Below are 13,056 nucleotides of genomic sequence, written 5' to 3' on the forward strand. Positions count from 1 at the left end.
ATAGGAAAACAAACAACCAGCTACCAAAGTTGACTGAATAATCAACTCTGGTAGCTGGTTGTGCTTGTTATCAAATCAAATCTTGTTTTTTGATTTGCTCGTATGTTTGAGTAGCGTCGAAGCATTTTTCCCAGATAACGACTTTATTTTGTTCTAAAGATTTTTGAACATCGACAATTCGTTGGTTGCTGCTTCCACGAAATTGTAGTTTCAAATCACGTTTGGAAAGATCAAAACGACCATCAACTAAGATATCGATTTCTGCTAGTAAAGCTAGCTTATCTTCGGAGTCTTGCAACAATTCATCAAAAGTATAACCAGTCCACGACCAGATGTCTTTAGTATGACCAAACTCTTGACGGATTCGACGAACAACTTGCAAACAAACATCTGTATTCAAAAAGGGCTCCCCACCAAGTAAGGTCAAACCTTGGACATACTCATGGCGAAGGTCTTCGATTACTTGCTCCTCTAGTTCTTGAGTGAATGGTTTTCCATAGCGAAAATTTTGAGCTGCTTTATTGAAACAACCTTCGCAAGCAAACAGGCAACCACTGACGTATAAGCTATTGCGGACACCTTCGCCATCGACAAAATTAAATGCTTTATAGTCAGCAATATAATTTTGACTATAATCTTCAGCTAACCATTCTTTTGGTTTTGGATTTCTCATCAAAACACTTCTTTCTATAGTATAAGTTCTTGCAGTTTAGCTACCAAAGTAATCTAAATTAGTGGAAAAGTGCTTATCAAAAAAGTTGTGACAAAAAGCAATTTGATTTTTATCACAACTTTCAGTTTTACAATCGGGTAATGGACTATTTCATGTGTTTTACACGAGAAGAAATTTCTTTATGACGTCCATGAACCATTGGGCGAGCTTGTGGATTACCTAAATAACCACAAGTACGTTTAACAACGTCACAAGTTTTTGGATCGTGGTTGCCACATTCAGGACATTCAAAACCACGTTCTGTTGGAGTGAAATCACCTTCAAAACCACATTCATAGCAGTGGTCGATTGGTGTATTTGTTCCAAGGTAACCAACTTTGTCGTAAGCATAGTCCCAAACAGCTTCCAATGCTTTTGGGTTCTGTTGCAACATTGGATACTCACAATAGTGGATGAAACCACCAGAACAATATTGTGGGTAATCTTTTTCAAAATCAAGTTTTTCAAAAGGTGTTGGATTTTTACGAACATCGTAATGGAAACTGTTTGTATAGTATTCTTTGTCTGTAATGTTATCAATGATGCCAAACTTTTCAGTATCTAAACGACAGAAACGATCAGTTAAACTTTCACTTGGTGTTGAATATACACTAAAGTGATAGCCATATTCATCACCCCAATTATCTGCATTGGCTTTTAATTTTTTAAGAATAGCTAAGGTAAATTCTTTTGCTTCCGGATCTGATTCCCACTCACCACCATAAAAAGCAGAGGCGACTTCGTATAAACCAATATAACCAAGAGAGACAGTTGCCCGACGGTTTTTGAATAATTCATCAACGGCATCTGTACGTGACAGACGTTTGCCAAAAGCACCATACATATATAGAATAGGCGCATTCGCAGGAATAGCTTCTTTACAACGTTCTACACGATAAACAAGTGCGTCTTTCATGATTTCAAGACGGTCAGATAATAATTGCCAAAACTTTTCTTGATTTCCTTTTGCTTCAATTGCAATTCGAGGCAAGTTTAGTGTGACAACACCTAGATTCATGCGTCCTACATTGATTTCTGTTCCATTTTCGTCTTTCCAGCCTTGTAAAAATGAGCGACAACCCATTGGGACTTTGAAGCTACCAGTTAGTTCAACGATTTTATCGTAATTTAAAATATCTGGATACATCCGTTTAGTTGCACATTCCAAAGCTAATTCTTTGATATCATAGTTTGGATCAGTTGGAGCAAGATTCACGCCAGCTTTGAGGGTAAAAATAAGTTTTGGAAAAATAGCAGTCCGCTTTTCGCTTCCAAGTCCGTTGATTCGAATTTGTAGAATGGCTTTTTGAATTTCACGTTCAAACCAATTTTCACCAAGACCAAAGCCAAGAGAAGTAAAAGGTGTTTGTCCGTTAGAGGTAAACAGCGTATTGATTTCATATTCTAAACTTTGCATCGCATCAAAAATATCTTTTTTCGTTTTTGATTTGGCATAAGCTTCTTGTCGCTCAGTTGTTTCGACCCATTCTTTTGCATCTTTTAAATGTTTTTGGTAATTTAATTCAGCAAATGGGGCAAGTAATTCATCTGTACGGTCTGCCGAGCAGCCACCATATTGGCTAGAAGCTACGTTGGCGATGATTTGTGAGATTTGGGCAGTTGCTGTTTGAATTGATTTTGGTGATTCAACTTCAGCATTTCCAATTTTAAACCCATTATTTAACATGCCTTTAAAGTCGATCAAACAGCAATTAGTCATTGGTGTATATGGATGATAGTCCAAATCGTGATAATGGATATCGCCTTTTTGATGTGCATTGGCAATGTGAGGAGGTAACATCTTCAAGCCAATTGACTTACCAACGATTCCGGCAGTCAAATCACGTTGCGTGTTAAAAACATTGCTGTCTTTGTTCGCATTTTCATTGACGACTGTTTGATCCTTGTTAATCAATTTTTCGATGGAAAAGTTAATATCAGTTGCTTTGCTACGTTCAAAATCACGGCGTGTCCGATAATTGATATATTCTTCAGCAAGTTCATATTCATTTTTTTCAAGTAGAATGTGTTCAACGATATTTTGAACTTCATAGATTTTAACATTTTCAACAAAACGACTATTGATTTCAGTAACGACTAAATCAACGATTGTCTGAATACGTTCATAGGCAAGTGGAGATAAAGAGCCATGAACTTTCTTTTCAGCTTTCACTAGTGCTTCATTAATTTTCTGTTCATCAAAGTCGACGTGACGACCATCACGTTTGATGATTTTGATTGTTGATGCTTGTACTTCATTGGCTGGAATTTCTTTATAGTTTACCTTCATCTTCTCAACTCCTACTAAATTGTTCTTGTCTATCATAAAACAAATCAGTGAAACGGGCAACTATATGTAGTGGGTTTGTCGATGTATAAATAAGTGAATATACCATATATGGTGTATATTTCCTTGTGAAAAAAAGTGAAAACGTGAAAGTACAGGATTTATAAAATGAATAAAAAAAATTAAAAAAATAAAAAAACATTTTTTTTGCTCCAAGTGACAAAAACTAAAGAGAAAAAAACAAAAGACTATGCTACGATGCAAGTATAATAAAAGTAGTGAGGAATATTTTAGGAGGGCAAACACATGGAACGAATGATTGAGGTGAAACATCTCAGTAAAATTTATGGAAATAAATTAGCACCCGTCAAAGTACTAGACAATCTTTCTTTCACTGTGGACGAAGGAGAATTCGTAGGAATCATGGGTCCAAGTGGTGCAGGGAAAACAACTTTGATGAATATTTTATCGACGATCAGTTTGCCAACTATGGGAAGTGTCACGATTGAAGGAAAAGAAATCACTAAAATGAAGAGTAGTCAGCTTAGTGATTTTAGACGAAAGCAATTAGGCTTTATTTTTCAGGAATTTAATTTAGTAGATACCTTGAATGCAAAAGATAATATTTTGTTGCCTTTAGCAGTGGAACGAATACCGAAAGAAGAAATGGAGCGTCGTGTCTTACATGTGGCACAGCTACTCGATATTGAAGAAATCATGAAACGCTACCCAGATGAATTATCGGTTGGACAACGCCAGCGAATTGCGGCGGCGCGTGCCTTGGTTGTTCATCCAAAAGTTATTTTTGCAGATGAACCAACAGGATCTCTTGATTCAAAATCAGCAACAGAATTATTAAATTATTTAACGTTGATGAATCAAAAAGAAAAAGCAACTGTTTTGATGGTGACCCATGATCCTTACACCGCAAGTTATTGTAATCGCATTTTATTTATCAAAGACGGTGTGATTTTTTCTGAAGTTGTTCGTCGTGGCTCGCGAAGTGAATTTTTTGAAAAAGTGATCGATATGCAAGCGACAATCGGGGGAGGTGGCAAAATCAATGCTTTATAAGTTGGCTGCCAGAAGTTTACTTAGACAGTCGCGAGGGTACTTGATTTATTTTTTTAGTCTGACCTTTTCAGTTATGATTTATTATTCCTTCAATTCGATGACGTACGATCAATCGTTAGTTCGCCGTGCCAGTCAAGATGGTTCTATTGACGGTGCACTCGGTTTTGGAACGTTCATGATTACCTTGGTATTACTGTTTTTTGTTTTTAGTGCGAATCGTTTTTTTCTAAACCGTCGTGAAAAAGAAATCGGTATCTATCAATTGTTTGGTGTAAGTAAGTTTCAGATTTCTTCTATCTATCTGATTGAAACGATGGTGATTGGCTTATTTTCTTGTATAACAGGAATTCTGTTAGGAATTATTTTTTCAAAACTCTTTCAAATGATTTTAGTCCGAATGATGCGAATGCAAATTACTAGTCCATTTTTTGTCTCTTGGTCGTCCATTGTCGATACGTTGGTTGCATTTTTTCTGATTATTTTGATTGTGTCGGTACACTCGACTTGGAAGATTTGGCGTTACCCGATGATTCAAAGCTTTGGTAATACAGAGCGAGTGGTTAGTAAAAAAATGCGTTTGCGAACCAGACATCGTTTGTTGGGTATTATCGGCTTATTTCTGCTGACAAGTGGTTATTTTGGGGCAATTCATTTTCGAGAGTACTTGACTTGGTTAGTTGAAAATGGTGCTCAATTTGGGTTGATTTTTAGTTATCCCTTCTTGATTTTTATCCTATGCGTGATTGGTACGTATCTGTTTTTCTGTTTTTCTTTACGCTTCTTGCTCAATAGTTTTAGTAAATGGAAAGTTAGTTACCGTGGAATTAATCTGTTGATGATTGGCAATACTCAGATCCATCTGATGAAAGGCTGGCGAACAAGTTCCTTGATTACGTTGATCTTAGGTGTTTCTTTAGCCACGATTGGTGGGGTGACTTCCTTATCTACCTTATTGACGCATACAACGGATATTGAAAACGCAACGGATTATCAATTAGATGCCCAAACAGCTGAGTTTATTGCACCGATTTTAGCTAAAGAAAAGCAAAAAATTACACAAGAAATGATATTGAACTATAAAGTAGTTGGAAGTGTACATGATTTTCGTCTTGGACAAGTAGAAGATGGACAAGAGTTTCAACTGGTGAATTTAATTACAGAGAAAGAATATCAAGACTTCCGAAAAATGAATCCTCGATTGCCAAAAATTCGATTGAAGTCGGATAAGCACACGGTATTGTTGGATGAAGTCCAGTCATTAGTGAGAAATATTTCGATTTATGGAAAGGGAATCTATCTGCCGAATCAAACAGCTTTGAAAATTCAATCCATCCATCCTGATGTCTTAGGTGAGAGCGCGATGCGTTACAGTGGCCCAACATTGATTGTCAGTGAGAAAATTTATCACGCAACACCAGGAGCGGCGTATCAAGTTGTTCATTGGAATGTAACTGGTGGAAATAATGAAGCTATTAATGAGATTTTGGATCGAAAAGTTGAAATCAACTGGAATCATTCTGTTGCGTATCAATATGAAATCAATCAGCAGCAATTGACTGGGAAAATCGTTGCAAAAGTTACAGAAGACGATGAGGCATTTGAAGATAGTTCAACGAAAGATTTTGCTGATACGAGTAAAGAAACAGGGCAGTCCGCACGCTTGAATTTTACAGCAAGGTACCCACAGATGCGTTCGGTTTATCGCCAAACGGGGAGTTACACGTTTGTTTCGTTATTCGTTGGGATGATTGTTGTCATTACGACTGGTAGTATCTTAATGGTACGGCAGTTAGCAGAAGCAGAAGAAGAAAAAGGAAATTATCATTTACTTACGAAACTAGGTATCCCACAAAGAAGAGTAAGTTTGATGATTTATGGGCAAAATGCGATTACCTTTTTCCCGTCAATGATTTTAGGTATTTTGCATGCCGTTTTTGCAATTAATGTCTTTGCTCAATACATTAAGACTGCTGATTACTGGCTTGCATACTTAGTCTGTGGACTACTTGTGGTTGTCTATGTGCTGCTTTATGTGATTACTTGTCGTTGGTACTATCGAATTATCAAAGAATAAATAAAATGAAACCCACAACACTTTTATCGATGGACAGTCGATAGGAGTGTTGTTTTTTTGTGCGTTGAATAGGAGAAAGTGAAGGAGTAATGCTTGCAGGGAGAATTACTAAAAATAGGTTGGAAAAAAGTTTAAATTTTTTTGAAGGAATTAGAAAAATTTCTGTTAATTTTTATTTTTATTTTTTGACATAATCCTTATTTCTCAACCTTGTGACAAAAGTGTTAGCCTGAAATCGCTTATCGTAAGCTAGATAGATGTCCCCTTAGACGAAAAATCGTTAAAATTTCTGTAGAAGTTTGATATGGAGGTGTTTTGATGAAGAAATGGTGGGCACAACCTCAAGTTAATTATTGGGGAAAATTTTTCATTCGCACCCTTTTTTATAGTTTGATATTCCTTGCGCTGATTTATTTGTATCACTATAAAAATATCCAGGGAGGATCCTTTATCTACAATGAGTTTTAGGAGGGACATCATGAAATTTAGCACAATCATTGAAGCAATCGATCGCTGGGGCGTAACTGAGCCAGAACGCGTGGCTTACCGCACGGCGAACGAAGAGTACACATATGGAAAATTGAAAGCAGCATCTGATGCTTTTGCCTATTATTTAGAATCAAATGTAGACGATAAAAAGCCAATCGTCGTATTTGGTAATTTAGAATTTGAAATGCTGGTTGCTTTTTTAGGAGCTGTCAAAGCGGGACACGCCTATTTGCCAATTGAAGAACAGACACCGCAAGAACGAATCGAAGCCATTTTAACGGTGGCGCAGCCAACCTTGATTGTGGGAGTGGGCGAATGGCCAGAAGCATTGAATCAGCAAACAGTTTTAACAAAAAAAGAATTCGTTTCTATTTTTGAAGAGAAAGTTTCATTTCAGCCTAGTCATCCAGTAAACATGACGGAAAACTTTTATATTATCTTTACTTCGGGAACAACAGGACAACCAAAGGGCGTTCAAATTAGTCACGACAACTTAAAAAGTTTTGTGGAATGGACATTAACAGATTTTACTATCCATCCCGGCATGCGTTTTTTAGCACAGGCACCTTTTTCATTTGACTTATCGGTCTTCTCTATTTATCCAGCATTGGTTTCTGGTGGAATACTTGTTCCATTGGCAAAAGCAGTTATTCAAGATTTCAAGCAATTATTTCAGACTTTGCCACAGTTAAAATTGGAAACATGGGTTTCGACACCGTCCTTTATGGATATTTGTTTGATGGAACCAAACTTTAATGAACAGCATGTTCCTGAACTCGAACAATTTATTTTTTGTGGAGAAGAACTGACGAAAAAAACAGCACAAGAATTATTGAAACGATTTCCCAATGCGGCAATTTACAATACTTATGGTCCAACTGAAGCTACAGTTGCAATTTCTAGTGTTCAAGTTACGCAAGCTGTGTTAGATGCGTATGAACGAATTCCAATTGGTAAAGTGAAATCAGATACAAAAGTAACAATCTTTGCGGAAAATCAGCCTTGTGTAGCCGGTGAAACAGGCGAAATCATTATTTCAGGACCAAGTGTTTCAAAAGGTTATTTGAATAACCCAGAAAAAACGGAAGCAGCATTCTTTGATTATGAAAATCAGGCAAGCTACCGAACAGGTGATGCCGGAAGCTTGACTACAGATGGCATGCTTTTGTATGAAGGTCGTTTGGATTTTCAAGTCAAGTTACATGGTTATCGAATTGAGCTTGGCGACATCGAACATTATTTAGGGATGAATCCAAATGTTAAACAAGCAGTAGTAGTACCTAAATATCAAGGAGTGAAAGTTCAGCAATTGGTTGCGTTTATTGTCTTAGAACAAAAGGTCGAACCATCGTTTCAGTTAACGAAGGCAATTAAACAAGAGCTAGGACAATCAGTGATGGAGTACATGATTCCACAAAGAATCAACTATCTTGATCAATTACCACAAACACCAAACGATAAAATTGATCGTAAGAAATTACTGGCTGAGGTGAATCCAACATGACGATTCCTCATATGATTCCTTATGCGCAACCCTTGTACTTTCTGCTATTGTTGGTTGCGTTAGCACCTATCGTTTTTTCCTTACTCGTACGGAACAAGCGATTACCGATTTATCAGGCAATCGTCACTGTCTTTTTCTTATTCATTAGTTTTGGTGGGGCAGACTGGAAACAAGGAGTTGCTTTAATTGGCTATGTTATCTGGCAGGTAATCTTAGTTTGGCTTTATTTCAGTTATCGCCAGAGAAAGAACGAAACAGTTTGGTTTTACTTGGCAGTATTTTTGGCGATTGCACCTTTGACAATCACCAAGATTATGCCATTACTAACAGATAAGCCAATTTCATTCATCGGATTTCTAGGTATCTCATATCTGACCTTTAAATCCGTTCAGATGATTATGGAGATTCGCGATGGCATGATCAAAGCATATCATCCATTGCGATATATCCAATTTTTACTCTTTTTCCCAACAATTTCATCGGGGCCAATCGACCGCTATCGTCGTTTTGAAAAGGATGAGTTGCAGCCGCCAAGTGCTGAGAAATATGTTGAGTTATTGGGAAAAGGTGTCCAAAATATTTTTGTTGGTTTTCTTTACAAATTTATTATTGGGTATTATCTAGGGCAAGTTCTAGAACCAGCTTTGAAACATATGGTGGTTCATAATGGTGGCATTTCGTGGGCATTACTTGGTTATATGTATGTCTATAGTTTGTATCTATTCTTTGACTTTGCTGGCTATAGTTTGTTTGCGATTGGCACGAGCTATCTCATGGGTTATGAGACACCAATCAATTTTAACAAACCGTTTTTATCTTGGAACATCAAAGAATTCTGGAATCGTTGGCACATGACGTTATCTTTTTGGTTTAGAGATTATATTTATATGCGCCTGATGTTTTTCTTGATGAAGAATAAAGTTTTTAAAAGCAAAATCGTTGCCTCTAATGTTGGCTACTTTGTGTTATTTCTAATCATGGGTGTCTGGCATGGGTTAACTTGGTTTTACATTGTTTACGGGATTTACCACGCAACTTTGATTTGTCTGACCGATGCGTGGATTCGTTTCAAACGCAAGCACAAAGGTCAGTTACCTACAAATAAGTTGACACACGCATTTGCAGTTTTCTTAACATTTCAGGCAATCTGTTTTGGTTTGTTGATCTTTTCAGGAATTTTAAATACCTTACTTTTTGCTTGATCTTTGATTCAACAAAAGAAAATTACATTTATTAAAAGGAGAGAATACACATGGGAGAACAAATTTTAACAATTTTAACAGAAATTACTGGAACGGATGAGGTTCGAAACAATCGCGATATGAACTTATTTGATGAAGGACTACTTGATTCACTTGCAACTGTTCAACTATTAGTAGAATTAGATGGCGAGTTAGGAATTCAAGTACCTGTTTCTGAATTTGAACGTGAAGAGTGGGCGACTCCAAATAAAATTATTGCACAAGCGGAAAACTTAAAGGATTAATGATGAAAAAGAAGCTTTTTGCCATATTTGGACCAGTTGTTTTGGCAATCGGATTATTAGTTTTCTTATTTATTTCGCCCTATCGTGTGAATGTAAATGATCCAAAAGTTATTCATGAAGCAGCTAGTTCAATGTCTGGTAATTTGTTGAAGGGGGACGCTATCAAAAACGAAGCGTTAGCCGAAGAAAAATATGTGCCCTTCTTTGGTTCAAGTGAACTAAGTCGAATCAGCCCTTTCCACCCTAGTGTTTTAGCAAAAAAATATCAGCGTGACTACGAACCTTTTTTATTAGGGGCACCAGGTACCCAATCGTTTAGTCAATTTATGTTGATGCAATCTGCTGGAAGTCATTTGAAAGATAAGAAAGCAGTCTTTATTATTTCCCCTCAGTGGTTTGTTAAGAAGGGGGTAAGTAAAGATTACTTCAATATGTATTATTCAGAGTTACAAACATATGATTGGCTCTTTGGATTGAAAAAAGTGACATCAGCTGACCGCTATGTAGCTCGCCGATTGCTTAGCTTTCCTAAAGTAACAGAAAACCAAACGCTGACTGAGTTGCTCCAACAAATCAAAGCTGGTCGGTTGCCAACTGAGAAAAGTCGTAAGAAACTCTATCCAGCGTGGCAGTTATTGAAAAGAGAAGATGAATTATTTAGTCAGATTGGGCTAGTTGGGAAGCAAAAACGAATTGATCATGCAACTGGACAATTACCAGAAGTTTATCAAGATACACAATTGAAAAAACTAGCAAATAAAATTGGTGAAAAATCGACGAATAATAATCCATATGGACTAAAAAATGAATTTTATACGCATCGCGTACGTCCAGAAATTGAAAAATTAAAGCAGTCACAGACAAACTGGGACTATCGTTGCTCACCAGAGTTTTCAGATTTTCAGTTAGTTTTGGAACAATTTGCTAAACAAAAAATGCAAGTGATGTTCATCATTCCACCAGTGAATGAAAAATGGAGTGATTACACTGGATTGTCTCAAGAGATGTTGCAACAATTTGCGAAAAAAGTGAAATTCCAATTAACCAGTCAAGGCTTTGAACAAGTTGTTGATCTAACAAATCAAGCAAATACACCCTATTTTATGGAAGACACAATTCATTTAGGTTGGCAAGGTTGGTTAGCCGCCGATCAAAAAATTGCACCTTTTTTAGCAGAAAAGCAAGCACCTGTTCATTACAAGTTGGATAATGCTTTTTATAGTAAAGAGTGGCAACAAAAAGAGCCAGATAAGTTAAATTAACGATTAAGTAGGTCGAAAGTTACGGCAACAAGCAAGCCATACGGGATTTTCCCTAAAAATAGCCACTCGTATTTGTAGAGGAAAAAGATTAATTGCCCAAGTGGCTGCTTGGGGAATACCATTTATTCTGAAAAAAAGAGGTATGACACGAATTTTGTCATACCTCTTTTTCTTTTTTTCATGATTTTCTTGAAAACCTTTTTCTCCATTCTTGCAGAGAAATGGTATAATTTAGTTTACTAAATAAGAAAAGAGGGAACGAGTTTGGATAAAAAGGAAGAAGAATTATTAATCAAATTAACATCTGCTAAAGGTGTACCTGGAAATGAAGAAGAAGTGCGCGAAGTTTTCAAAGAGTATGCGCAATCATTTGCGGATGATATTTTCTTTGATGGGTTAGGAAGCGTCATTGCAAAGCATGGTGCTGGCGGCGGACCAAAAGTTTTTATTTCTGGTCACATGGATGAAGTCGGTTTCATGGTTACAAAAATTACAGAAAAAGGTTTCTTAGAATTTCAAACACTTGGTGGCTGGTGGGGACAAGTAATGCTTGCACAACAAGTTGAAATCAAAACACAAGCGGGGGATGTGATCCATGGTGTGATTGGTTCAAAACCGCCTCACGTTTTAACGCCCGCAGTTAGAAATAAACCATATGATATCAAGGACATGTTTATTGATATTGGTGCAACGAGTGACAAGGAAGCTAAAGAGTGGGGCATTCGACCTGGAGATATGGTTACGCCTTATATTGAATATAAACGATTAAATGGTGGCAAATTTTTATTAGCCAAAGCTTGGGACAATCGAATTGGAACAGCCGTTTCTTTACGAGTTTTAGAAAATTTAGCCAAAGAAGGTCATCCGAATGTTTTATTTGCAGGTAGTGACGTTCAAGAAGAAGTTGGCTTACGTGGTGCACGAACAAGTACCCATTTGGTAAATCCAGATATTGCTTTTGCATTAGACACGGGAACAGCCGGTGATACACCAGGAATGACACCAAAAGAAGCGGATTCTGTTTTAGGAAAAGGTCCACAAATCTTGATTTTTGACGCTTCAATGATTCCGCATAAAAAATTATTGAACTTTGTGATTGATGTAGCAGAAGAACTGGAGATTCCTTTCCAATATACAGTCATTACTGGTGGAGGAACAGATGCAGGTCAAATGCATTTAACAAGAGATGGTGTTCCTTCAGTTGCAATCACTGTTCCGGTTCGTTACTTACATTCACATACATCGGTTATTCATGAAGATGACTATTTAAATACAGTCAAATTGGTGACGGAGTTAGTAAAACGTCTAGACCATGAAACTGTTGAAAAGATTCGGAGCTATTAATTGATGAATAAGACGGTAAGCATTTCAGACTATCGTGCGCAGGCGCGTACGGCGTTAAAGGAACAGTGGGGTATTAATGCTGGGTTAATCTTTTTAGCTGGCTTGATCTCGGGCATCATTGAGATGATTTTTGGAAATATGACCTCTTTTGCTCCAGATAGCACGCAAGAAAATATTCTCAACTTTTTGCTAGATAACTTTTTACTATTTGCATTTACTTATTCGCTAGTGTACATTGCTTTATTTGTGATGCGTGGTGGGAAGGCAAAAATGAATCTATTGCTAGTTGTTTTTCAAAAGGAATATTTTGTGCCATTATTGCTGATCCATTTGTTGAACACTGTAGTGAATTGGTTGATTAATTCATTGGTGTTTTTACCAGCAATCTTGATGTCTGGTGTTCGTTCATATGCCAGTTTGATTTTAAATTCATCTGGGACAGTGGCTGTCAGTGTGAGCGAGGGTGGTTTTCTTGATTTTGGTGTCATTTTTGGCATGTTATTGTTACTTTTTATCTCAGTTATCTTGATGAACATTGTGGGTGGTTTATTTCAGTTTGCTGTTTGGGCAAAGTTTGATTATCCAGAATTAACCGTAATGCAGGCACTTCGCTATGCTTGGTATTTGATGAAAGATCGTTGGTTCACTTATATTTTATTGCAGTTGTCATTTGTTGGCTGGTACATTTTAGGAGCGTTGGCTTTAGTCTTTGGTTTATTATGGGTTATTGCATATGTTAACGTGACTGCCGCTGGATTTTACGACCATGCAAGGAATGAAAAAGGCGCACCTGCAGAATATTTTGCACAAGTGTAAGCAGTTTA

11 protein-coding genes are annotated in these 13,056 nt (G+C 37.0%); 9 read left to right on the forward strand and 2 right to left on the reverse strand.

Features of this window, described 5'->3' with window-relative positions:
- Window positions 1-70: 70 nt before the first annotated feature.
- Both nrdG and nrdD read right to left on the reverse strand, forming a co-directional pair.
- On the reverse strand, window positions 71-673 hold the full coding sequence (gene nrdG / locus AB3I20_RS02880; protein ID WP_368026914.1) for an anaerobic ribonucleoside-triphosphate reductase activating protein: 603 nt from the start codon (window positions 671-673) through the stop codon (window positions 71-73).
- A 145-nt stretch (window positions 674-818) separates the two neighbouring features.
- Window positions 819-3,002: an anaerobic ribonucleoside-triphosphate reductase gene (gene nrdD, locus AB3I20_RS02885; RefSeq protein WP_067480422.1), complete on the reverse strand. Its 2,184-nt coding sequence runs from the start codon at window positions 3,000-3,002 to the stop codon at window positions 819-821.
- Between the two features lie 303 nt (window positions 3,003-3,305).
- On the opposite strand from nrdD, the gene AB3I20_RS02890 reads away from it, so the two are divergent.
- The 9 genes from AB3I20_RS02890 to AB3I20_RS02930 all read left to right on the forward strand — a co-directional run bounded on the left by AB3I20_RS02890 (window position 3,306) and on the right by AB3I20_RS02930 (window position 13,048).
- Entirely contained in the window at window positions 3,306-4,073 is a 768-nt protein-coding gene (locus AB3I20_RS02890; RefSeq protein WP_071868189.1) for an ABC transporter ATP-binding protein, read from the forward strand.
- Complete coding sequence (locus tag AB3I20_RS02895; RefSeq protein WP_368026915.1) at window positions 4,063-6,147, forward strand: ABC transporter permease; 2,085 nt, start codon at window positions 4,063-4,065, stop codon at window positions 6,145-6,147. Before AB3I20_RS02890 ends, AB3I20_RS02895 begins: the two co-directional genes overlap by 11 nt.
- 318 nt (window positions 6,148-6,465) lie before the next feature.
- On the forward strand, window positions 6,466-6,615 hold the full coding sequence (locus AB3I20_RS02900) for a teichoic acid D-Ala incorporation-associated protein DltX (RefSeq protein ID WP_067480430.1): 150 nt from the start codon (window positions 6,466-6,468) through the stop codon (window positions 6,613-6,615).
- Window positions 6,616-6,625: 10 nt separating this feature from the next.
- Window positions 6,626-8,140, forward strand: coding sequence for a D-alanine--poly(phosphoribitol) ligase subunit DltA (dltA, locus tag AB3I20_RS02905; RefSeq protein ID WP_311798180.1), 1,515 nt, complete (start codon window positions 6,626-6,628; stop codon window positions 8,138-8,140).
- The gene (dltB, locus tag AB3I20_RS02910; RefSeq protein ID WP_368026916.1) at window positions 8,137-9,342 is read left to right on the forward strand and encodes a D-alanyl-lipoteichoic acid biosynthesis protein DltB; all 1,206 of its coding nucleotides are present in this window, start codon (window positions 8,137-8,139) and stop codon (window positions 9,340-9,342) included. Before dltA ends, dltB begins: the two co-directional genes overlap by 4 nt.
- A 50-nt stretch (window positions 9,343-9,392) precedes the next feature.
- The gene (gene dltC, locus AB3I20_RS02915; protein WP_067480435.1) at window positions 9,393-9,626 is read left to right on the forward strand and encodes a D-alanine--poly(phosphoribitol) ligase subunit DltC; all 234 of its coding nucleotides are present in this window, start codon (window positions 9,393-9,395) and stop codon (window positions 9,624-9,626) included.
- A 2-nt stretch (window positions 9,627-9,628) separates the two neighbouring features.
- Window positions 9,629-10,888, forward strand: coding sequence for a D-alanyl-lipoteichoic acid biosynthesis protein DltD (gene dltD, locus AB3I20_RS02920; RefSeq protein WP_218657891.1), 1,260 nt, complete (start codon window positions 9,629-9,631; stop codon window positions 10,886-10,888).
- Window positions 10,889-11,152: 264 nt separating this feature from the next.
- Window positions 11,153-12,232, forward strand: coding sequence for a M42 family metallopeptidase (locus AB3I20_RS02925; RefSeq protein ID WP_067480439.1), 1,080 nt, complete (start codon window positions 11,153-11,155; stop codon window positions 12,230-12,232).
- Window positions 12,233-12,235: 3 nt separating this feature from the next.
- Window positions 12,236-13,048, forward strand: a complete 813-nt coding sequence (locus AB3I20_RS02930) for a DUF975 family protein (protein ID WP_067480442.1) — start codon at window positions 12,236-12,238, stop codon at window positions 13,046-13,048.
- The last annotated feature ends 8 nt before the right edge of the window (window positions 13,049-13,056 follow it).

Source organism: Enterococcus sp. C50 (assembly GCF_040887505.1).
GTDB lineage: Bacteria > Bacillota > Bacilli > Lactobacillales > Enterococcaceae > Enterococcus_B > Enterococcus_B thailandicus.